The 20,600-nt window shown below is 72.0% G+C and carries 18 protein-coding genes; 5 read left to right on the top strand and 13 right to left on the bottom strand.

Features of this window, described 5'->3' with window-relative positions:
• Window positions 1-28 precede the first annotated feature (28 nt).
• Entirely contained in the window at window positions 29-1,141 is a 1,113-nt protein-coding gene (locus tag IQ210_RS16135) for an SDR family oxidoreductase (RefSeq protein WP_194079712.1), read from the bottom strand.
• Between the two features lie 190 nt (window positions 1,142-1,331).
• On the opposite strand from IQ210_RS16135, the gene IQ210_RS16130 reads away from it, so the two are divergent.
• Together IQ210_RS16130 and IQ210_RS16125 are read left to right on the top strand one after the other, a co-directional pair.
• On the top strand, window positions 1,332-2,771 hold the full coding sequence (locus IQ210_RS16130; protein WP_194079711.1) for a zinc-dependent metalloprotease: 1,440 nt from the start codon (window positions 1,332-1,334) through the stop codon (window positions 2,769-2,771).
• Complete coding sequence (locus IQ210_RS16125) at window positions 2,768-3,283, top strand: NUDIX hydrolase (protein WP_194079710.1); 516 nt, start codon at window positions 2,768-2,770, stop codon at window positions 3,281-3,283. Before IQ210_RS16130 ends, IQ210_RS16125 begins: the two co-directional genes overlap by 4 nt.
• Before the next feature lie 64 nt (window positions 3,284-3,347).
• Here the strand turns inward: IQ210_RS16125 and IQ210_RS16120 are convergent, their stop codons facing one another.
• The 4 genes from IQ210_RS16120 to IQ210_RS16105 all read right to left on the bottom strand — a co-directional run bounded on the left by IQ210_RS16120 (window position 3,348) and on the right by IQ210_RS16105 (window position 7,310).
• Window positions 3,348-4,103 carry an AIM24 family protein gene (locus IQ210_RS16120; RefSeq protein WP_194079709.1) on the bottom strand — a complete coding sequence of 252 codons (756 nt, stop codon included), beginning with the start codon at window positions 4,101-4,103 and terminating at the stop codon, window positions 3,348-3,350.
• 18 nt (window positions 4,104-4,121) lie between these two features.
• The gene (locus IQ210_RS16115) at window positions 4,122-4,802 is read right to left on the bottom strand and encodes an AIM24 family protein (protein ID WP_194079708.1); all 681 of its coding nucleotides are present in this window, start codon (window positions 4,800-4,802) and stop codon (window positions 4,122-4,124) included.
• Window positions 4,803-4,813: 11 nt separating this feature from the next.
• Window positions 4,814-6,586 (bottom strand): TerD family protein, encoded by a 1,773-nt coding sequence (locus tag IQ210_RS16110; RefSeq protein WP_194079707.1) that lies wholly within the window; start codon window positions 6,584-6,586, stop codon window positions 4,814-4,816.
• A gap of 127 nt (window positions 6,587-6,713) precedes the next feature.
• Complete coding sequence (locus IQ210_RS16105) at window positions 6,714-7,310, bottom strand: M48 metallopeptidase family protein (protein ID WP_194079706.1); 597 nt, start codon at window positions 7,308-7,310, stop codon at window positions 6,714-6,716.
• Between the two features lie 365 nt (window positions 7,311-7,675).
• Between IQ210_RS16105 and IQ210_RS16100 the strand changes: the two genes are divergently transcribed.
• Complete coding sequence (locus IQ210_RS16100; protein WP_194079996.1) at window positions 7,676-8,890, top strand: TOMM precursor leader peptide-binding protein; 1,215 nt, start codon at window positions 7,676-7,678, stop codon at window positions 8,888-8,890.
• The gene (locus tag IQ210_RS16095; protein ID WP_194079705.1) at window positions 8,883-10,250 is read left to right on the top strand and encodes an ABC1 kinase family protein; all 1,368 of its coding nucleotides are present in this window, start codon (window positions 8,883-8,885) and stop codon (window positions 10,248-10,250) included. The genes IQ210_RS16100 and IQ210_RS16095 overlap by 8 nt, the downstream gene beginning before the upstream one ends.
• Before the next feature lie 6 nt (window positions 10,251-10,256).
• Here the strand turns inward: IQ210_RS16095 and IQ210_RS16090 are convergent, their stop codons facing one another.
• The 5 genes from IQ210_RS16090 to IQ210_RS16070 all read right to left on the bottom strand — a co-directional run bounded on the left by IQ210_RS16090 (window position 10,257) and on the right by IQ210_RS16070 (window position 14,181).
• Window positions 10,257-10,466: a hypothetical protein gene (locus tag IQ210_RS16090; RefSeq protein ID WP_194079704.1), complete on the bottom strand. Its 210-nt coding sequence runs from the start codon at window positions 10,464-10,466 to the stop codon at window positions 10,257-10,259.
• Between the two features lie 166 nt (window positions 10,467-10,632).
• Complete coding sequence (locus IQ210_RS16085; protein WP_194079703.1) at window positions 10,633-10,956, bottom strand: hypothetical protein; 324 nt, start codon at window positions 10,954-10,956, stop codon at window positions 10,633-10,635.
• Window positions 10,953-11,321 (bottom strand): WhiB family transcriptional regulator, encoded by a 369-nt coding sequence (locus tag IQ210_RS16080; protein ID WP_059192459.1) that lies wholly within the window; start codon window positions 11,319-11,321, stop codon window positions 10,953-10,955. The genes IQ210_RS16085 and IQ210_RS16080 overlap by 4 nt, the downstream gene beginning before the upstream one ends.
• A 174-nt stretch (window positions 11,322-11,495) precedes the next feature.
• On the bottom strand, window positions 11,496-11,780 hold the full coding sequence (locus tag IQ210_RS16075; protein ID WP_079311785.1) for a hypothetical protein: 285 nt from the start codon (window positions 11,778-11,780) through the stop codon (window positions 11,496-11,498).
• 199 nt (window positions 11,781-11,979) lie between these two features.
• Window positions 11,980-14,181, bottom strand: coding sequence for an ATP-dependent DNA helicase UvrD2 (locus IQ210_RS16070; protein ID WP_194079702.1), 2,202 nt, complete (start codon window positions 14,179-14,181; stop codon window positions 11,980-11,982).
• A gap of 183 nt (window positions 14,182-14,364) precedes the next feature.
• Here IQ210_RS16070 and IQ210_RS16065 point away from each other — a divergent pair, with 183 nt between their 5' ends.
• A complete protein-coding gene (locus IQ210_RS16065) occupies window positions 14,365-14,607 on the top strand; it encodes a mycoredoxin (protein ID WP_059192461.1) in 243 nt (80 codons plus the stop codon).
• 55 nt (window positions 14,608-14,662) lie between these two features.
• On the opposite strand, the gene nudC is transcribed toward IQ210_RS16065, so the two are convergent.
• The 3 genes from nudC to IQ210_RS16050 all read right to left on the bottom strand — a co-directional run bounded on the left by nudC (window position 14,663) and on the right by IQ210_RS16050 (window position 20,579).
• Complete coding sequence (nudC, locus tag IQ210_RS16060) at window positions 14,663-15,604, bottom strand: NAD(+) diphosphatase (RefSeq protein WP_194079701.1); 942 nt, start codon at window positions 15,602-15,604, stop codon at window positions 14,663-14,665.
• A 66-nt stretch (window positions 15,605-15,670) separates the two neighbouring features.
• Window positions 15,671-17,083 (bottom strand): dipeptidase, encoded by a 1,413-nt coding sequence (locus IQ210_RS16055; protein ID WP_194079700.1) that lies wholly within the window; start codon window positions 17,081-17,083, stop codon window positions 15,671-15,673.
• Window positions 17,084-17,093: 10 nt separating this feature from the next.
• Window positions 17,094-20,579 carry an ATP-dependent DNA helicase gene (locus IQ210_RS16050; protein ID WP_194079699.1) on the bottom strand — a complete coding sequence of 1,162 codons (3,486 nt, stop codon included), beginning with the start codon at window positions 20,577-20,579 and terminating at the stop codon, window positions 17,094-17,096.
• Window positions 20,580-20,600: the final 21 nt, after the last annotated feature.

Here is a 20,600-nt window from a genome sequence, read left to right as displayed (position 1 = left end):
GCTTTGGAGCCTTCTACAGGGGCCGCCCTCAGATCCGCCGCCGCGCCTTCCGAGCCCGCCGCACCACAGCCGCCGCGCCGAGCAGGGCCACCGTCGCGCCCGCCGCACCCGCGGCCGTCGCGTCCTTGCGCCCCAGTCGCCGCCCGGCCACCGTGTGCCGCCCGGAGACCTCCTCCAGCAGCTCCGCGAGAACCTCCTCGTTGGTCCACTGCGGCCGCCACCCGGCGTCATGCAGCCGGCTCCCGCTGACCACCCACGGGTACATCGTGTACGCGAGATCCCCGGCAGGCGACGGCGTCAGCCCGATCCGGTGCAGCCGAGCCGCCGCCCCCAGCGCGACCGCCGACGGCAGCTCCATCCGCCGGATCCCGCTGAGCTCCTCGACCTCCTCCTGCTCCAGCCACCCGTCGCAGCCGACCGCGAGTTCACCCTCGACCTTCTCGAGAACGGCGTACTCCAGGGCACTGCACAGATCCTCGACATGGCAGAACTGCCAGGCGGGCCGCGACCCGGCGACGACAAGCAGCCGAGGCGACTCGAAGTACCTGGTCAGCGCGGTGTCGGTGCCTCCCACCAGCACAGCGGGCCGCACCACGGTGACATTGAGACCGGGGTGCGCCCGAGGCGCCCTCCGCGCGAGCCGCTCGATCTCCAGCAGGTCCCCGACGCCGGTCGCCTCCGCGGTCGCCCGCAGCTCCGCGTCCTCCGACAGGGGCAGCTCGTTGTCGTCCAGCGCCCCGTAGACCATGGCGGACGTGCACAGCACGACCCGGTGCACCCCGGCCGCCGCGGCCGCGGTCAGCACGGTCTGTGTCCCCCGCACGTTGTACGCCGTACGCGCCGCCGCGTCCGTCTCCAGGTCGAGATCCAGCGCCAGATGCACGACCACGTCCGCGCCGCGCAGCTTGTCGGCGATCGCCGGGTCCCGCACGTCGAGGATGTGCCACTGCGCCGCGGCGCACTCGCCGCGCCGCTCGTCGATGGCGATGACCTGCTTGATCTCGCCCGAGGCGGCGAGCCGCTCGGTGAGCAGCGCGCCGATGCCGGCCGCGGCACCGGTCACGGCGACGACCGGCCCGCGCACACCGGGATTGGTTGACTGGTTTCGCGCTGCGCGAACCTGTGGATCAGGGGAACTCACCGGGCGTCTCCAGCGGTTGTCTTCAGTACGAGCGCGAGTGACGCGTACGTACCAGGTGGCATCCATCCTGCCGCAGGCCGCGAGTCGGCGGAGCACCGAGGCCCGAACCGCCGGCGGTGTCTACGCTGGGTGGTGTTATCGGGCAGTCGCGCCGCCGGGACACCGGTGGCCTTACCAGCCGAGGAATCCCGTGAGTGACACCCCATTCGGATTCGGCCTTCCGCCGGAGGAGCCGGAAGACGGCGACGAGGGCAAGAAGAAGGACCAGCAGAGCGGTGGTGGTCAGGGCCCGGCCAACCCGTTCGGTTTCGGCGGGCTGCCCGGAGCCGGTGGCTTCGGTGGCCCCGGCGGTCCTGGTGCCGACAATCCGTTCGCTGCCATGTTCGGTTCACTGAACCCCAACGACCTGGGGGCCGCATTCCAGCAGCTGGGCCAGATGCTCTCGTACGAGGGCGGTCCGGTGAACTGGGACATGGCCAAGCAGATCGCCCGCCAGACGGTCTCCCAGGGCACCGCTGACGGCACCAAGGACGCGAGCGTCGGCCCCGCCGAGCGCACCGCGGTCGAGGAGGCCGTCCGCCTGGCCGACCTGTGGCTCGACGACGCCACGTCCCTGCCGTCCGGCGCGGGCTCCGCCGTGGCCTGGTCCCGCGCGGAGTGGGTCGAGGCGACCCTGCCCGCGTGGAAGGAGCTCGTCGACCCGGTCGCCGAGCGTGTCGGCACCGCCATGGGCGATGTCCTGCCGGAGGAGATGCAGGCCATGGCCGGCCCGCTGATCGGCATGATGCGCTCGATGGGCGGCGCCATGTTCGGCACGCAGATCGGGCAGGCCGTCGGCGTGCTCGCGGGCGAGGTCGTCGGCTCGACCGACATCGGCCTGCCGCTCGGCCCGGCCGGCAAGGCCGCGCTGCTGCCGATCAACATCGGGGCGTTCGGCAAGGACCTGGGCGTACCGCAGGACGAGGTGCGGCTGTACCTCGCCCTGCGCGAGGCCGCTCACCAGCGTCTCTTCGCGCATGTGCCGTGGCTGCGCTCGCATCTGTTCGGCGCGGTCGACGGCTACGCGCGCGGGATCAAGGTCGACACCGCCAAGCTGGAGGACGTGGTCGGCCAGTTCGACCCGCAGAACCCCGAGCAGCTTCAGGACGCGCTCCAGCAGGGCATGTTCCAGCCGGAGGACACCCCGGAGCAGAAGGCGGCCCTGGCCCGTCTGGAGACGGCTCTGGCGCTCGTGGAGGGCTGGGTCGACGCGGTGGTCCACGCGGCCGCGAAGCCCCGGCTGTCGTCGGCGGACGCGCTGCGCGAGACGCTGCGCCGCCGTCGCGCCTCCGGCGGCCCGGCCGAGCAGACGTTCGCCACGCTGATCGGCCTGGAGCTGCGCCCGCGCCGACTGCGGGACGCCTCCCGTCTGTGGGCCTCGCTCACGGACGCGCGCGGTGTCGACGGCCGGGACGGCCTGTGGGCCCACCCGGACATGCTGCCGACCGCCTCCGACCTGGACGACCCGGACGGCTTCGTGCACCGCGAGCAGCTGGACTTCTCCGAGCTGGACAAGATGCTCGGCGAGGCCGCGGAGAAGCCCGACCTGCGCAAGAAGGACGAGGACGAAAAGGGCGACGACACCGAGTGAGCCTGTACGACGACGCGGTCCTCGTACTGAAGAGCTACGAGGACCAGGCCGAGCTGCGCCAGACCTATCTGGACCATCTGGCGTCCCACCCGGACGGCATGTGGAAGGCCTGCGGGGACGGGCACATCACGGCGAGCGCGCTGGTGATCGACCCGTCACGCGGGCGTGTGCTGCTCACCCTTCACAAGAAGTTGCGGATGTGGCTCCAGATGGGCGGCCACTGCGAGCCGGCGGACGACACGCTGGAGGCGGCGGCACTCCGCGAGGGCACCGAGGAATCCGGCATCCCGGGTCTGACCCTGCTGCCGGGCGGCCCGGTCCGTCTGGACCGCCACCACACGCCGTGCGCGTGGCACCTCGACGTCCAGTACGCGGCCCTGGCCCCGGCCGATGCCGTGGCGGCGATCAGCGACGAGTCCCTGGACCTGCGCTGGTTCGCCTACGACGAGGTCGCGGACGTGGCGGACGAGTCGGTCGTACGACTGCTGGAAGCGACGCGCGCGAGGCTGTGACGCCGGGACATGCGTAAGGGGCGCCCGTAATGGCGGGCGCCCCTTACGTCTGCTTTCCGGACGGTCAGCTCCAGACGTTGCCCTGGTTCTGGCCGCGTGCCCCCTGCTGCCCCATCCCGTACTGGGCGGCGAGACCGGAGCCGATCTGGGCGTTCTGCGGCGGCAGCAGCTCGCTGGGCTGGACGATCGCGTAACCGCTGCCCATGAAGCTGAGCTCCCAGCCCTCACCGGTGTTGCCGCGGCGCCGGAACACCCCGGTGGAGTGCGTCTGGGCCTGCATCTGGACACGCAGCGAGGTCGACCAGGCGACGATCGCGTCGGCGTCGCAGTTGACGTACTTGTCCGGGGTGACCTGCATCATCAGCGGCATGCCGGAGGTCATGAGGGCGACCTTGCCGCGGCCGGTGATGTTGAGCTGGTACTTCCCGGAGCCGGAGATGCCGTAGAGGCTGTCGACGGCGATGACCTCGTGGTGCAGCGAGGAGTCCATGGCGAGGACGTAGGAGCTGTCGACGGTGAGGCCGTCCTGCTCCACGTCCACGAGGTGGACGTGCTGCTTGAGGTTGGCGAGGTAGACCGTGCCCTGCCCGTGGCAGCGCATGAGGTCCAGGCCCTCGCCGGTACGCGCACGCGCGCGTCCCTGCTGGTTGGACTGGTACTCGGCGTCGAACTCCATCAGCCCCTGGTAGGCGACCATCGTGCCCTTGCGGGCGAGGATGTCGTCGTGCCCCTCCAGGGTGACGCGGAGCATCTGCTTGTTCTGCAGACTCCAGCGGTCCTGGGTCTGCTGGTCGTTGTAGGTGAAGATCGGGCTCTGCATGGCGTTTCTGGCTCCCCCTCAGCCCCGGACCCGGAGACGGTCGGTGCTGTCCTCGCTGGGCTGGACGACGACGATGCCCTGGCCGGAGAAGGCCATCTGGTAGGCCTCACCGCTGCCCCGGCCGATGAGCGACTGCGCCTTGAAGCTGCGCTTGCCCTTGACCTTGAGGTTCGGCGACCAGGCGACGAGCGCGTCGGGGTCGACGTACGTCTCGTCCTCGCCACCGCCGCAGTCGACGACGATCGGCTTGCCCCGGGAGGTCAGCGCGACCCAGCCCTGCCCGGAGATCTTGGTGTTCCACAGGCCCTGTCCGGCGAACTTGGCCAGGCCCTTGACCCGCTCCACGCCCCACTGGAGGTGCGCGTCGAAGGCGAGCAGGTTGGTGGCGTTGACGGAGATGCCGTCGCCGTTGAGGTTGATGACGACGACGTTGGCGCCGTAGTCGGCGAGGTAGAGCAGTCCGTCGCCGGTGCACTTCATCAGGGGGGCGCCCTCGCCGGTCATCCAGTCCTTGGCGATCTGGCGGACGGCCGGCGGGTTGGGCTCGTACTGGACGAAGCCCTCGTAGGCGACCATCGAGCCCACGCGCGCGAAGAGGTCGTTGCCGGTCTGCATGGCGACCTTCAGCATGTGGTTGCCGTGGTTCTCCATGCGGGCGGTGACGGGTGCGGGGGCGTAGCCCGCGAGCGGCTGGTTCATGACGGGCTCCCTCAGATCTCGTACGGCTGGACGACGATGAAGTTGCCGGGAGCGGCCCGGAACTGGAGATTGACGCTCTCTCCGGTGTCGCCGGGGTAGGCGTTGCGGCGCATCCGCACCTGGCTGGAGACGATCACCTGCGCGGCGGACGACCAGGCGACCACGGCGTTGGCGTCGGCGAACGTCGTGGGCGTGACCGGGAGGACCACGGGCGTGCCGTGGGTCTTCACGACGATCGTGCCGGTGCCGGTGAACTGCATCGTGAACAGCGCGCCGCCGGGGATGCCGTGGCCCTCGATGCGACGGACCTCGTACTGGAGGCTCTCGTCGAAGGCGAGGACGTTCTCGGCGGAGACGCAGATGCCGTCGCCCTGGAGTTCGATGGGGTGCAGCATCGTGGAGTTCTCGGCGAGGAACACCTGGCCCTGGCCGGTGCAGCGCATCAGCTGCATCTCCTGGCCGGTCGCGTTGCCCACGATCCGGCCGGCGAAGCCGGCGCCCTTGTAGCTGAAGTCGACCTTGCCCTGGTAGAGCACCATGCTGCCCTGCCGGGCGAGGACGGGCTGGCCGCCGATGCCGAGGTCGACGCGGACCATCTTCTTGTTCTGCTGCGTCCAGCGCTGCCCGGTCGGCGTCTCCTTGAACTGCTGGAGCGCGGCGGCGACTCCGGGCGCCTGGGGCGCACCCTGCGGGACGCCCTGAGGGGCGCCGTAGGGGGCCTGCTGGCCCGGGACCTGGCCGTACGGGGGCTGCTGACCGTAGCCGGGCGGCGGGGCCGGCTGGCCGTAGCCGGGCGGCGGGGCCGGAGCGTGCGGCGCCTGCGGGGCCTGGGGCTGGCCGCCGTAGCCGGGGGGCAGGGGAGCGGTCTGGCCGGGGGCACCCTGGCCGTACGGCTGCTGCGGCTGGCCGTAGGGCGCGGCGGGCGCGGGCGGCGGGGGCGGCACCGGGGCGGCGCCGGGCGGGGTCATGGGCGCGACGATGGTGGGCTGGGCGTGCACGTTCGGCGCGGGCGCCGGGGGCGGGGTGGCGCCGGGCGGGGGCGCGTATCCCTGCGCCGGCTGCGGGGCCGGGGCGGGCGCCGGGGGCGGGGTCGCTCCGGGCGGCGGCGCGAAGCCCTGGGCGGGCTGCGGGGCCGGGGCGGGCGCCGGGGCGCCGAAGGCGGGCGCGGCGGCGGCCTGGGGCGGCGGGGCGAACCCGGGCGCGGCACCGGCCTGCGGCTGCTGCGGGGCGGGAGCGGGGGCCGCGGGGGCCTCCTCCTCCATCACCTCGCCGCCGAAGTTCTTCAGCAGCGCTTCCAGGCCGCCGTCGAAGCCCTGTCCGACCGCGGCGAAGCGCCAGACGTCCTTCAGGTAGAAGTCGCCCAGCATCACGGCGCGTTCGGTGGAGAACTCCGAGCCGTTGAAGGAGTAGCGGGCCACCTCCTCGCCGCCGGCCACGATCCGGAGGTATCCGGGGGCGACCTGCGACATCTGCCCGGCGCCGTCGATCGTCGCGGTGAACGACAGCTTCTGGATCTGCGCCGGGATCCGGTCGAGGGTGACCCGGAAGGACTCCGTGTCGCCCGCCTGGGCGCCCAGGAGCTGAATGGACTCCTCGGGGGACTTCGGCTGGTTGAAGAAGACGAAGTACCGGTCGTCCGAGAGCCGTTCGTCGGCGTCGAGACCGAAGCAGCTGATGTCGAAGCTCAGTCCGGGGCCGGTGATCTGCACACCTACGTACAGATCGGTGCCCGCGGTGAGGTCACTGACCTTGGCCTTGTGGCCGCGTTGGAATTCCCTGGCCATGCGTAACGACCGTCCCCCATCCAAGTGCGAGTGCGTCGCGCCAGGCTAACGGCAAACTCTGGGAGTGGACGAAGTCGGTACAGACCCGGTACACAATCCCTCGCCCGGGCGCGCTCAGGGACGCGGATCACTCCCCGCGCGCGCCCGGCACATGCGGCAGCCGCTCGGCGGCCACCACCCCTTCGAGGTAGCCCCGGGCCCGCTCGGTCCGCGGGTACGCCTCCAGGAGCCGCCAGAAACGCGGGCCGTGTCCCGGCACGAGCAGATGCGCCAGCTCGTGGAGCAGGACGTAATCGACGACGTACTCGGGCATGCCCTGGAGCCGGTGCGAGAGACGGATGCTGCCCTCGGAAGGGGTGCACGAGCCCCAGCGCGTGTTCTGGTTGGTGACCCAGCGCACCGACTTGGGCCTGGCGCGGCCGCCGAAGTACTGCGCCGACAGCCGCTCGGCACGCTCGGCCAGCTCGTCGTCGCCGAGCAGCCGCTTGCTCTCCTGGGCGGCGAGTTTGTCGAGCATGACGCTCACCCAGCGTTGCTCCTCCGCCTCGGACATCCGGGCAGGGATCAGCACGACGGTGCGATCGCCCTCGCGGTACGCGGAGACCGTCCGGCGTCGACGAGCGCTCCTGCGCACCTCGATCGCGGTCGCCCCCGAGCCGCTCGGCGGCTGGCTCGTCGTGCTGCGCTGTGGTGTTCCGGCACGGTGCAGTGGGTCGGCGGACACGCCCCGACGTTACCCGCTGTACATGGCGGAAGTCCCGACTCCGGGACGGTTCGGTTCCGATCCCCCACCATGCGTCTGATTTGTACGACGAATATCCCCCGCCTGTGGACAACTTTCGGCACGGTCCGTCGCGTCCGGGCATGCTGGCACTCGCCGCCGGAGCCGTGGCCGACCACCGCAGGGCTCCGGACGGTGCACGGGTTTTTCGGGATTGCTCATATCCATCCGTTTCTGTTCCACGAGGGCTACGGGGGCCTGTCATGCAGTCGAGGACTTCGCCGGTTCCGATGTCGAAGAAGGCGCCGGTACGGGCCGCGGAGAGCGCGGCGGTTCCTGAGGCGGGGCCGCCGCCCGTGCGGATCCCGCTGGTGCCGCTCCTGAAGCCCGCGCTGCGCCGCGGCTGGCGTGACCTCAACACCGTGCAGTTCGGCATGACTCCGGCGCACGCGATGACGCTGGGCCCGATGGACACGGCGACGGGCAGCTTCCTCGAACTGCTCAACGGCACCCGCGGCCCGGCGCTGCTGCGCGAGGAGGGGCGGCGGCTCGATCTGCCGGAGAGTCATGTCGACGGGCTGCTGGAGCGGCTGGCGCGTGCCGGGCTCCTCGACGACGCGCGGGGCGGCAGCCCGGCCGTGGAGAGCCTGCGGCGGAAGAAGAAGCTCCTCGACCGGCTCCGCCCCGACCTGGCCTCGCTGTCCCTGACCACGTCCGAACCGGGCGAGGCGATGGAACTGCTGGCCATCCGCCGCACGCTGCGCGTCCAGGTGCGGGGCGCGGGCCGGGTCGGCGCGGTGCTGGCCTCCCTGTTGTCGGCCGCCGGGATCGGCGAGGTCGACGTGCGCGACGGCGGCCATGTCGAGCCGTGGGACGTCGCACCGGGCGGGCTGCCCGCCGAATCCGTCGGCGCCCGCAGGGACGAGGCCGCCCGGCGCGCCGTACGCCACTGCGCACCGGACAACCCGCTGCGCCGCGGTCCGCAGTCACCGCCCGAAGACGGTGACCCCGGCTTCTCCCTGGTGATCCTCGCCCCGCGCGACGACGTCTCCGTCCACGCACCGCCGGCGGCCGACACGTTCGTCGGCTCCGGTACGCCCCACCTGTACACCGGTGTCGTGGAGGGAACCGGTGTCGTGGGCCCGCTCGTCCTGCCCGGCGAGACGAGTTGCGCGGGCTGCCTCCACGAGTGGCGCACCGACCGGGACCCGGCGTGGCCCCGGCTGGTCGCCCAGTGGCGGTCGGGTGCGCGGCGGGTGCGCCGAGTGCCGCCCTGCGACCTGGCGCTGGCCACCACGGTCGCCGGGCTGGCGGCGGCGCACGCACTCGCCTTCCTGGACGGCCGGGTACCGTCCAGTGCCGGTGCCCGGTGGGAGGTTTCGCTGCCCGCCCTCAACTGGCACGCGCGGCCGGTCTGGGCGCATCCCGCATGCCCGTGCGGGGCCGCGGAGAAAGGTAAGGGAGAACACACCTCCACTGCCGGGGAGTCGCACGAGACAATGACGGAACAAGGGCCGTCGAAGGAGTCACGCCGCAAGGCAGCCGCGGCACGGCCGGCTGGGACCTGGAGGGCGCATGTCTGATCTTCCCCGGAAGGCGGTCACTCGGACCGCCAAGCTCGCCGCGCTCCCGCTCGGCTTCGCCGGCCGGGCGACCTGGGGGCTCGGCAAGAGAATCGTCGGGGAGTCCGCGGAGATCGTCGGCCGTGAGCTTCAGCAGCGCACCGCCGAGCAACTGTTCAAGGTGCTCGGCGAGCTCAAGGGCGGCGCGATGAAGTTCGGCCAGGCCCTGTCCGTCTTCGAGTCGGCGCTGCCCGAGGAGGTCGCCGGCCCCTACCGGGCGGCCCTGACGAAGCTCCAGGAGGCCGCGCCTCCGATGCCGACGCGCACCGTGCACGGGGTGCTGGAGGAGCGGCTCGGCGAGAACTGGCAGGAGCTGTTCCTGGAGTTCGAGGACAAGCCGTCCGCGGCGGCGTCGATCGGCCAGGTGCACCGGGGCGTGTGGCACGACGGCCGGGAGGTCGCGGTCAAGGTGCAGTACCCGGGCGCCGGCGACGCGCTGCTGTCCGACCTGAACCAGCTGAGCCGTTTCGCCCGTCTGCTGGGACCACTGATTCCGGGCATGGACATCAAGCCGCTGATCGCGGAGCTCAGGGACCGGGTCTCGGAGGAACTGGACTACGGCCTGGAGGCACAGGCCCAGCAGGTGCACGCCGAGGAGTTCGCGGACGACCCGGACGTGGTGGTGCCGGCGGTGGTCCACCAGTGCGACCAGGTCCTGGTCACCGAGTGGATCGACGGTGTCCCCCTGTCCGAGATCATCTCGGACGGCACCCAGGAGCAGCGCGACCGCGCCGGCCAGCTCCTGGCCCGGTTCCTGTTCTCCGGCCCGGCCCGCACCGGCCTGCTCCACGCCGACCCGCATCCCGGCAACTTCCGTCTGCTGCCCGGCGGCCCGGACGGCGAGGAGGACTGGCGGCTGGGAGTGCTGGACTTCGGGACCGTCGACCGCCTGCCGGGCGGCCTGCCCACACCCATCGGGGACTCGCTGCGCATGACGCTCGACGACGAGGCGGAGGCCGTCTACGAGCTGCTGCGCGAGGAGGGTTTCGTCAAGGACTCCATAGACCTGGACCCCGACGCCGTCCTCGACTACCTCCGGCCGATCATCGAGCCGGCCCTGGTGGACGAGTTCACCTTCACCCGCGGCTGGATGCGCAGTCAGGCGGCCCGCATCGCCGACATCCGCTCCCCCGCCTACCAGTTGGGCAAGCAGCTCAACCTCCCGCCGGCGTATCTGCTCATCCACCGTGTGACGCTCAGCACGATCGGTGTCCTGTGCCAGCTGGGTGCGACGGTCCGGCTGCGCGAGGAACTGGAGGCGTGGCTGCCGGGATTCGTGCCGGAGGAGGACGCTGCCGAGGAGCCGGCGGCGGAGGCGTGAGCGGGGCTACCACCAGGCCGAGTCCAGCCGCCCCTCGATCGCCCTGAGGTTCTCCCGCGAGCAGGCGTCGCAGAAGTACTGGCGGACGCCGTTCTCCACGGAGCAGGTCCAGGTGGGCCGGGGGCCCTCGGCGGTGGCGCCGCAGCGGGCGCACACGAGGGTCTCGGGCTCCGGGGCGGAGCCGCCCTGGTCACTTCCGCAGGGATGACTCGTCACGCGGCGACGATAGCGCCGTGCCGGGGAAGGCCGGGCGCAACGCACCGTCCCCGTCGGAACCCGGGCGCAACGCGCCGCGGGGGCCGGTCCGTTCGGACGGACCGGCCCCCGCGGGGAGCATTCGCCTCCCGGAGTCGGGGGAGGCCACCGCTTCAGGTGGTGGTGGTTACTGCATGACCGCGATGGCCAGCGCACGGCGGGCACGCATCGAGGCGCGCTCTGCCCTGCGCTGCATCCGGCGCGCGGCCGCCAGGCTCACGGCCCGGCGCTCCTGCTGCGCGGCGTGCAGTCGCTCGTGCATATGCGCACGTGCCAGGGCTTCTGGTTGGAGTTGCATCTCTCGGGTCCTGTTCTGGCGCAAGTCGGTCGCGCCAACGGTGGTGAAGTCTGGAATCGCGGAGCCGGCGGGCTCGGTGGTGGACGGCTTCATCGGGGCCTGCTTCTTGGGGTCGTGCGTGAGGGGGCGGTCGATCGTTCCTGCGGTGTTCATGCTGTGACCGGGTTCTTGCGCGGGCGGCCACGCGGCCGCTTCCGGGCGACGACGACGCCCTGGACGAACAGCTCGCCACCCCAGACACCCCAGGGCTCACGCCGCTCCTTGGCGCCGGCGAGGCAGGCCTCCATCAGCGGGCAGGTGCGGCAGAGGGACTTGGCGTACTCGACGTCGGCCGGCGACTCGGCGAAGAAGACCTCCGGGTCGTAGGAGCGGCAGGGGACGGGTACGCCGAGGTTCTCGATGGCGTCGTCGAGCGCGGTGAGCGCGGTGAGCGGGGTCAAGGTGGAGTCCTCCGTGAGGCCGGGCTTGGGGATCGCTTCTGAGGGCGGTACGGACGGGGCGTGCGCTTCGAGTTGCACGGTTGGTCTTCCTCGTCTGGTCGGTCCGGCCCTGTTGGACCGGTAGTCGGCTTGGTACCGGGTTCTTTTCTTGTCCCGAGGCCCCTTCGCTCCGTCATCCCCGTTGGGGGAAAACAGAAGGGCCGCGGATCCCGGATGGGGTTCCGCGGCCCTGAAGGCGCCGGCCTGAGTCGATCAGGCTGGATCACTCCAGGGTTCTGGCCCACGGAAGGCCCACATCAGGTGGTGCTGCGTTGCCTGCTTCCGGCTTCCGGCACCGGCCGCCGTAAAGGCATAGGCGTGCGCCTGTCCCTCTACTGCTTCCAGTGCCTTCGTCGGTCGCTCATTGCGCTCACGAACGGGGAGACCCGCGAGAGACACGGAGGACGCCGGGCCGGCGACACGAATGCCGGACAGACCGGTGCCCTGGTTCGAGACGGCGAGCATGCACAGGGAGGCGACGACCGAGCGATCGGTCATTTTCGCGGTGAAGCTGGCGTTGATGCTGGTCACTGGACTCGCCTCCTCTCGGCGTCTCGGGGGGACTGGGGTGAACCAGTCCTACGGATATGTAAGTACAGCATGGAAGAGGGCCCTCAGAGAAGGCCTCCGTTCCAATGCCTAAGAACCTATGGGGATTGCCGGGGCATGCGCAAACTATTTTTTCGACGAGTTCGCCTCAGTCCCCAACTTCTTCCGTCGCGGGGTCCTGGCCTGCGCAGATGGCCAGAACATCGGCTCCGTAGCGGTCGAGCTTGCGCTTGAGGACGCCGGGAATCCGCGACAGCTCAACCGGACTGCTCGGCTCCGTCTCGGCGATGGCCATCAGGGTCCGGTCCGTGAAGACACAGAAGTCCGGCTGGCCGCTGAGCCGGGCCTGGATACCGCGCCACTCGCGCAACCGCTCGTAAAGACCCTCGTCCATGTCGGAGGGGCAGTCCTCGCAGCGCATCAGCTTCATCTCGCCGGCGTCGGTGAGCGTGCGTCCGCAGACCCGGCAGCGGGCGGGGGTGCGCTGGGTCCGGCGCGGCACGACGTCCGCCCCCGCGCCGCCCGTGAAGCCCCGCTCGACGCCCCCGGAGCCCGCGGTGGTGATCCGCCCTGCCGTCATGACCGAGCCGGGGCGCAGTCCGTCGAGGAAGCGGCTGGGGCGGCGGTTGGGGCGACCGCCGGGCGACCGGGACAGCGCCCAGGAGACATGGAGGTGTTCGCGGGCGCGGGTGACGCCGACATAGAGGAGGCGGCGTTCCTCCTCGATCTGCTCGTCGGTCTTTGCGTAGGTGATCGGCATCATGCCCTCGGCGACGCCGACCAGGAAGACGACGTCCCACTCCAGGCCCTTGGCCGAGTGCAGGGAGGCGAGGGTGACGCCCTGGACGGTCGGGGCGTGCTGGGCGCCCGCACGCTCGTCGAGTTCGGCGACGAGGTCGGTGAGCGTGGCGTCGGATCTCGCGGCGGCGAAGTCCTGCGCCAGGTTCACCAGCGCGGCGAGCGACTCCCAGCGTTCTCTGACCGCACCGGAGCCCGCGGGGGGCTCGGACGTCCAGCCTTCGCCGGAGAGGACGGCACGGACCTGGGAGGGCAGGTCGGGGGCGTCGTCCAGCCGCGCGTCGTTGCCGCCGAAGCGGGCCGCGCCACGCAGGTTGACGATGGCTCTGCGCACTTCGGGGCGGTCGAAGAACCGCTCGGCACCGCGCAGCTGGTAGGGGACGCCTGCGTCGGCGAGGGCCTGTTCGTAGGTCTCGGACTGGGCGTTGGTGCGGAACAGCACGGCGATCTCGGCGGCCTGGACGCCGGCGGCCAGCAGTTCGCGGATACGGCGGGCGGCGCCCTCGGCCTCGGTGGGCTCGTCGGTGTACTCGGTGTAGACGGGCTCGGGGCCGGGGGCGCGCTGGGAGACCAGCTCCAGCCGGTGGTCGGCGGCACGGCCGCTGGCCTGGGCGAGCAGGCCGTTGGCGAGATGGACGACCTGGGGGGTGGAGCGGTAGTCGCGGACCAGCTTGACGACGGTCGCACCGGGGTGGCGGGTACGGAAGTCCAGAAGGTGGTCGGGAGTTGCTCCTGTGAACGAGTAGATCGTCTGGCTGGCGTCGCCGACGACGCAGAGGCTGTCGCGGTCGCCGAGCCAGAGTTCCAGCAGCCGCTGCTGGAGGGGGCTGACGTCCTGGTACTCGTCGACGACGAAGTGCTGGTACTGGGCGCGGACCTGGTCGGCGATGTCGTGCCGGTCCTGGAGGACGGCGACCGTGAGCAGCAGGACGTCCTCGAAGTCGATGACGGCGCGCTCGCGCTTGAGGTCCTCGTAGGCGGTGTAGAGCTGGGCGATCTCGGCGGGGTTGCGGGGGGCCTCGCGGCCGGCCTTGGCGGCGGCGAGGGCGTAGTCACCGGGGACGGTCTGGGTGACCTTGGACCACTCGATCTCCGCGGTGACGTCCCGCAGCTCTCCGCGGTCGAGGCGGATGCGGCAGGCGGCGGCCGCGTCGGCGACGAGCTGGATCTTGCGGTCGACGAGCCGGGGCATGGAGCCGCCGACGGCCTTCGGCCAGAAGTACTGGAGCTGGCGCAGGGCGGCCGAGTGGAAGGTCCGGGCCTGGACCCCGGCGGCGCCGAGCTGGCGCAGTCGGCCGCGCATCTCGCCGGCGGCGCGGTTGGTGAAGGTGACGGCCAGCACACTGGAGGGCTGGAGGATGCCGGCGCGCACTCCGTAGGCGATGCGGTGGGTGATCGCCCGGGTCTTGCCGGTCCCGGCGCCGGCCAGCACGCACACCGGGCCGTGCAGGGCGGTGGCCACCTCGCGCTGCTCGGGGTCGAGCCCTTCGAGCACCGCGTCGGCCGAGTCCGGTACCTGCGGGAAGAGGGTGGAGTGCGTTGCTGCTGTCACACCGCCATGCTGCCAGGTCGGCGGAGACGGCTGTGCCGGTTGTCCACAGGGAGGGGCTCGCAGTCGTACTAATGCGGCAGGCGTCACGTGCGGGCATACCCCGGGTGGGAATGGTGACCCGGTCGCGTACGTTTCCCCACTGGACGACCTCTCCCCCCGAGCCACCAGAGGAGCGCGCGAGACATGCAGGGCACTGTGACGATGTACAGCACGACGTGGTGCGGTTACTGCCAGCGGCTGAAGAAGCAGCTGGACCGCGAAGGCATCGCGTACACCGAGATCAACATCGAGCAGGACCCGGCGTCCGCCGCGTTCGTGGAGAAGGCGAACGGCGGAAACCAGACGGTTCCGACCGTGCTGTTCGCCGACGGTTCGACGCTCACGAACCCGTCGCTGGCCCAGGTGAAGCAGAAGATCGCCGCCTGAGCGGACGGACGACGAAGGGGCCGCTCCCCGGCTGGGAGCGGCCCCTTTCGCATGCTCAGACGCTGCGCGTCGGCAGCGGCTTGCCGTACCAGAGCTCGATCAGACGGGCCGCGATCGAGATGCCGTACGGCGGCAGGACCTCGCCGGAGTCGAAGGCGGCGCCCAGCTCGTCGCGGGAGAACCAGCGGGCCTCGCTGATCTCGTCCCCGTCGACGTTGACCTCGGTGGAGGTGGCGCGGGCCAGGAAGCCGAGCATCAAGCTGGACGGGAACGGCCAGGGCTGGCTGGCGACGTACTCGACCTGGCCGACGGTGATGCCGGCCTCCTCGAAGACCTCCCGGCGCACCGCCTGCTCGATGGACTCGCCGGGTTCGACGAAGCCGGCGAGCGTCGAGAAGCGGCCCTCGGGCCAGTGGACCTGGCGGCCGAGCAGGATGCGGTCCTCCTCGTCGGTGACGGCCATGATCACGGCGGGGTCGGTGCGGGGGTAGTGCTCGGCGCCGCAGGCCTGGCAGCGGCGGATGTGTCCGGCGGCGGCGATGACGGTGCGCTCGCCGCAGCGGGAGCAGAAGCGGTGGGTGCGCTGCCAGTTCTCCAGGCCGACCGCGTGCACCATGAGCCCGGCGTCGCGCGGGGACAGCAGCAGGCCGGCCTCGCGCAGGCCCGCCGCCCGCGCGGACTGGTCGATACGGCCGGGCAGGGTGTCCTTCTGCAGGGCGAAGTAGCGGACGCCGTCCTCGTCGATGCCGAGGAAGTAGCGGTGGGCCTCGGTGAGCGGGGCCTCGAAGGCGGGCGTCATGACGAGTTCGGTGCGCCCGTCAGGCGTCTCGTCGATGAGGACCTGACCGCCGGAGACCACGAAACAGCGGGTCGTGGGGTGGCTCCAGGCCGCCGCGAGCCAGGCCTCGTCGAGCCGGTGGTGGGCGGCCCGGTCGATGCCGCTGGGGGCGGTGAGCGAGATGGGTCGGTCGGCGGTGTGGTCGGTCCAGGTGGTCACGGGTGCTTCCAACTCCCCCGGTGGAACGGATTGTTTCGGCGGGCGGTTCGGCGGGACGGACGGGGTTCAGGGCACATGGCGCCAGTGCTCCGCCAGGTCGCCCCACAGGTACGCGGTGGTCTCGACGCCTTTGAGGAGGAGGTCCAGCTCGACCTTCTCGTCGGGCGCGTGCCAGCCGTCGGACGGGACGGAGATGCCGAGGAAGAGCACGGGAGTGCCGAGGACCTCCTGGAGGTCGGCGGCCGGCCCCGAGCCTCCCTCGCGGGTGAAGCGGACGGGCTTGTCGAAGGCGCGGCCCATGGCGCGGACGACGGACCGCAGGGCCGGGTGGTCGAGCGGGGTCAGGCACGGGCGCGTGCCCCCGCTGAACGTGATCTCGCACCGGATTCCGGCGGGCACCTGCTGGGCCGCCCACGCACGGACGAGCTTCTCGATGTGGTCGGGTTCCTGCCCGGCGACGAGCCGGAAGGACAGCTTCACCATCGCGGAGGACGGGATGACCGTCTTGCTGCCGGCGCCCTGGTAGCCGCCGCCGATGCCGTTGACCTCGGCGGTGGGGCGGGCCCAGATGCGCTCCAGCGTGGTGTGCCCGGCCTCGCCGTGGGTGGCGTACGACTTGGCGGTGCGCAGCCACTGCTCCTCGTCGAAGGGCAGTTCGGCGAAGAGGGCGCGCTCGCGGTCGGTGAGTTCGACGATGCCGTCGTAGAAGCCGGGGACGGCCACGCGTGCGTGCTCGTCGTGGAGGGCGGCGACCAGGCGGGCGGCTGCGGTCGCCGGGTTGGGCACGGCGCCACCGAAGGAGCCGGAGTGGATGTCCTGGTCGGGGCCGTACAGCTGGATCTCGCACTCGGCGAGGCCGCGCATGCCGGTGCAGACGGTGGGGGTGTCCTCGGACCACATGCCGGTGTCGGAGACGATCAGGGCGTCGGCGACGAGCCGCTCCGCGCGCTCCTCGACGAGGGCGCGGAAGTGCGGGGAGCCGGACTCCTCCTCGCCTTCGATGAGCAGCTTGAGGTTGACCGCGGGGGTCGTACGGCCGGTGGCGGCGAGGTGGGCGCAGACGCCGAGTGTGTGGAAGAACACCTGGCCCTTGTCGTCGGCCGCCCCGCGCGCGTAGAGGCGGTTGTCGCGGACGACGGGCTCGAAGGGTTCGCTGTTCCAGCCGTCGGCCAGGGCGGCCGGCTGCACGTCGTGGTGGCCGTAGACGAGGACCGTGGGCGCTCCGGGGACGTCGGAGGGCCACTCCGCGAAGACGGCGGGGGCGCCCGGGGTCTCCCAGACCTCGGTGGTCGGGAAGCCGGTCTCGGTCAGCTTGGCGGCGAGCCAGTCGGCGCTGCGGCGCACGTCCGAGGCGTGGTCGGGCTGGGCCGACACGGAAGGGATGCGCAGCCACTCGGCGAGGTCGTCGAGGAAGACGGCGCGGTGCTGCTCGATGTACGCACGGACGGCGCTGACGACGCTGTCAACGGGATGGCTCATGGTCACGAGCCTATCGGCCCGCACCGACATCCTCGGTGGGCGGTTCCTCACAGTTTGCTTGCGCGGAGGGCTCGTCCAGCAGCAGTCGCTCGAGCGTTCCCCGCGCGGGAAGGTCGTCCGGCCGTACGACCTCGCCGCTGCGGACGTACACGAACGCGGCCGAGACCGACTCCAGGGGCACGTCCTGCTGCTCGGCCCAGGCGAGCCGGTACAGGGCGAGCTGGAGGGGGTCGGCGCTGTGGTCGCGGCCGGTCTTCCAGTCGACGATCTCGTACGTCGTCCGCCCGCCGTCGACCGACTTGTAGACGGCGTCGATACGGCCGCGCACCACGCGTCCGGCGATGGCGAGCTGGAAGGGGGCCTCCACGCGGTGGGGGGTGCGGTGGGCGTACTCGGTGCGTTCGAAGGCGTCCTTGAGGGCTTCCAGGTCGCGTTCGTCGTCGATGTCGGTCTCGTCGCCGCCCGGCAGTTCCTCCGGTCCCAGCATGGGCAGCGTCAGCTCCTCGAAGCGGGCTTCCACCCAGGCGTGGAACCGGGTGCCCCGGCGCGCGGCCGGTTGCGGGGGGCGCGGCATGGGGCGCGCGAGTTCCTGCGCGAACCCGTCCGGGTCCTCGGCCATCCGCAGGAGCTGCGAGACGGTGAGCGACGCGGGCAGGGGTACGTCAGTGACGGCCTCCCGCGCGCGCAGGAGCTCGCCGGTGAGGGCGTCGAGGTCGCGGTCCCAGGAGGCGAGGGTGCGGGCCTCTTCCGGGGTGAAGGGGTCCGGTTCGGGCTCGGCCGGGTGCGGCAGCGCCTGCGGGGCCTCGGCCGGGGGTTCCGGGGCGGTCGCCTGGTGCGGGACCGTGGGGCGGTCCGTGGTCCAGGAGTCCCAGTCGTCCGGGTCGTCCGCCGCCAAGGGGGCCTCTTCGTCGGGGACTTCGTCGTCCTCGGGCGGTGGCGGCCAGTCCGGGTCCTCGTAGTCGTCCGGGTCGGGCGCGTGCCCGTCCGCGCGGGAGGCGAGGCGCTCCAGGTGGGCGAGGACCGTCTCGGCGGCGGCGCGGCGGCGGGCCAGGGACGTGTCGTCCAGGGGCAGCGGCCACACCTGGTCGACGGTGGCCTGGCTCAGGGCCGGGTTCTCCTCGTCCTCGGCGGGCTCGTCGGCCCAGGCCTCGATCTCGCCGAATCCGGCCTCGCAGTGGTCGTGGAGGGCCTGGAGGAAGTCGGACGGGCCGCGGGGCTTCTTCTGGGCCGGGCCCCACCAGTGGCCGGAGCCGAGGAGCAGGGAGCGGGGGCGGGTGAAGGTGACGTAGCCGAGGCGGAGCTCCTCGGTGTGCTGGTGGTCCTTCATGGCCTCCTGGAAGGCCTTCAGCCCCCGGGAGTCCCAGGCCTCGACGTCGGGCAGGGTGGCGGCGTCGCCGCGCAGGTCGTGCGGCAGCACCTTGCCCTGGGCGGTCCACTTCTCGCGGCCCTGGGTGCTGGGGAAGGTGCCGGTGACCAGGCCGGGGACGGCGACGACGTCCCATTCCAGGCCCTTGGACTTGTGCGCGGTGAGCACCTTGACGGTGTTCTCGCCGCCGGGGAGGGCGTTGTCGAGGCCCTTCTCGTACTGGGCGGCGGTGCGCAGGAAGCCGAGGAAGGCCAGCAGGGTGGCCTCGCCGTCGCCCGCGGCGAAGGACGCGGCGACGTCAAGGAAGTTGGAGAGGGTCTCGCGGCGGCGGGCGGCCAGGGCGTGCGGGGACGCCGACAGCTCGACTTCCAGGCCGGTGACGGCGAGGACGCGGTGCAGGACGTCCATCAGCGGGTCCGCGAGCGAACGGCGCAGGTCGCGCAGTTCGGTGGCGAGCCGCGCGAACCGCACGCGCGCGTCGGGCGAGAAGGGCAGGCCGTCGTCCTCGTGCTCGGTGTCGAACGGCAGCTCCAGGAAGGTGTCCAGGGCGTCCGCGAGCGATATCACCTCGGCCGGGTCGACCCCCTCGACGGCCTCCGCGAGCCGCCGGTCCCGGTCGTCGCCGGCGTCCACGCGCGCGTGGGAGACCAGCATGCGGGCGCGGCGTCCCAGGAGGGCGAGGTCGCGCGGGCCGATGCGCCAGCGCGGGCCGGTCAGCAGCCGGACCAGGGAGGCGTTGGCGCCGGGGTCCTGGAGCACTTCGCAGACGGCGACGAGATCGGCGACCTCGGGCAGGTGCAGCAGGCCGGAGAGGCCGACGACCTCGACGGGCACGTCCCGCGCGACCAACGCGCCCTGGATCTCGGCGAAGTCGGTCGCCGTGCGGCACAGGACGGCGATCTCACCGGGCGCCTTGCCGGTGTTCACCAGGTGGGCGACGGAGTCGGCGATCCAGTCGATCTCCTCGGCATGGGTGCGCAGCAGGGCGCAGCGCACCAGGCCGTCGCGTTCTGCGCCGGGGGCCGGGCGGAGGGCCTCCACGCCCGCGTGCATGGCGCGCAGGGGTTCGGCGAGGCCGTTGGCGAGGTCGAGGAGGCGGCCGCCGCTGCGGCGGTTCTCGCTGAGCGCCTGGCGGGTGGCGGGGCGGCCGTCGGCGTGGGCGAAGTGCTCGGGGAAGTCGTCGAGGTTGGCGACGGAGGCGCCGCGCCAGCCGTAGATCGCCTGGCAGGGGTCGCCGACTGCGGTCACGGGGTGTCCGGTGCCGCCGCCGAAGAGGCCCGCCAGGAGGATGCGCTGGGCGACCGAGGTGTCCTGGTACTCGTCGAGCAGCACGACCCGGAACTCGTCGCGCAGCACGCGCCCCACCTCGGGGATCTGGGCGAGTTCGGCGGACAGGGCGATCTGGTCGCCGAAGTCGAGCAGGTCCCGCTCGCGTTTCGCGGCCCGGTAACGGCCCACCAGTTCGGCCAGTTCGCGGCGGGCCGCGGCCGCCTCGGGGACCTTGCGCAGGTCCGCGTTGGTGAGCTTGGCGCCCTGGAGGGCGAGCAGCAGCTCGGCGTCGTACGCCCGCAGCGCCTCCGGTCGTACGAGGTGCTCGGAGAGCTCGGCGTCGAGGGTGAGGAGGTCGCCGACGAGGTCCGGGAAGGAGCGGGTCAGCGCCGGGTAGGGGCCGGGGGCTTCGCGCAGCACGCGCGCGGCGAGCTGGTAGCGGGTGGCGTCGGCGAGGAGCCGGGAGGTCGGTTCGAGGCCGATGCGCAGGCCGTGGTCGGTCAGGAGGCGGCCGGCGAAGGCGTGGTACGTCGAGATCACCGGCTCGCCCGGTGGGTTGTCCGGGTCGATGACGTCGGGGTCGGTGACACCCGCCTTGATGAGCGCCTTGCGGACGCGCTCGGCGAGTTCGCCGGCGGCCTTGTTGGTGAACGTGAGGCCGAGGACCTGTTCGGGGGCGACCTGGCCGGTGCCGACCAGCCACACCACGCGGGCCGCCATCACCGTCGTCTTGCCCGAGCCGGCACCGGCCACGATCACCTGCGGGGCGGGCGGCGCGATGATGCAGGCCGTCTGCTCCGGGGTGAACGGGATGCCGAGGAGCTCCTTGAGCTGATCGGGATCGGTGATACGGGCGGGCATGTCGGAGAGGCTAGCGGCGGC

This window comes from Streptomyces justiciae (assembly GCF_015163075.1).
GTDB classification, from domain to species: Bacteria; Actinomycetota; Actinomycetes; order Streptomycetales; family Streptomycetaceae; genus Streptomyces; species Streptomyces justiciae.
This window is presented reverse-complemented; position numbering and strand designations above follow the sequence as displayed.

Bases quoted from the DNA above. Each gene is read 5' to 3' on its own strand.
- IQ210_RS16120 (WP_194079709.1), bottom strand. From the start codon at position 4,103: ATGCAGAGCCCGATCTTCACCTACAACGACCAGCAGACCCAGGACCGC.
- IQ210_RS16115 (WP_194079708.1), bottom strand. From the start codon at position 4,802: ATGAACCAGCCGCTCGCGGGCTACGCCCCCGCACCCGTCACCGCCCGC.
- IQ210_RS16110 (WP_194079707.1), bottom strand. From the start codon at position 6,586: ATGGCCAGGGAATTCCAACGCGGCCACAAGGCCAAGGTCAGTGACCTC.
- IQ210_RS16095 (WP_194079705.1), top strand. From the start codon at position 8,883: ATGTCTGATCTTCCCCGGAAGGCGGTCACTCGGACCGCCAAGCTCGCC.
- IQ210_RS16085 (WP_194079703.1), bottom strand. From the start codon at position 10,956: ATGAACACCGCAGGAACGATCGACCGCCCCCTCACGCACGACCCCAAG.
- IQ210_RS16075 (WP_079311785.1), bottom strand. From the start codon at position 11,780: ATGACCGATCGCTCGGTCGTCGCCTCCCTGTGCATGCTCGCCGTCTCG.
- IQ210_RS16065 (WP_059192461.1), top strand. From the start codon at position 14,365: ATGCAGGGCACTGTGACGATGTACAGCACGACGTGGTGCGGTTACTGC.
- IQ210_RS16055 (WP_194079700.1), bottom strand. From the start codon at position 17,083: ATGAGCCATCCCGTTGACAGCGTCGTCAGCGCCGTCCGTGCGTACATC.
- IQ210_RS16050 (WP_194079699.1), bottom strand. From the start codon at position 20,579: ATGCCCGCCCGTATCACCGATCCCGATCAGCTCAAGGAGCTCCTCGGC.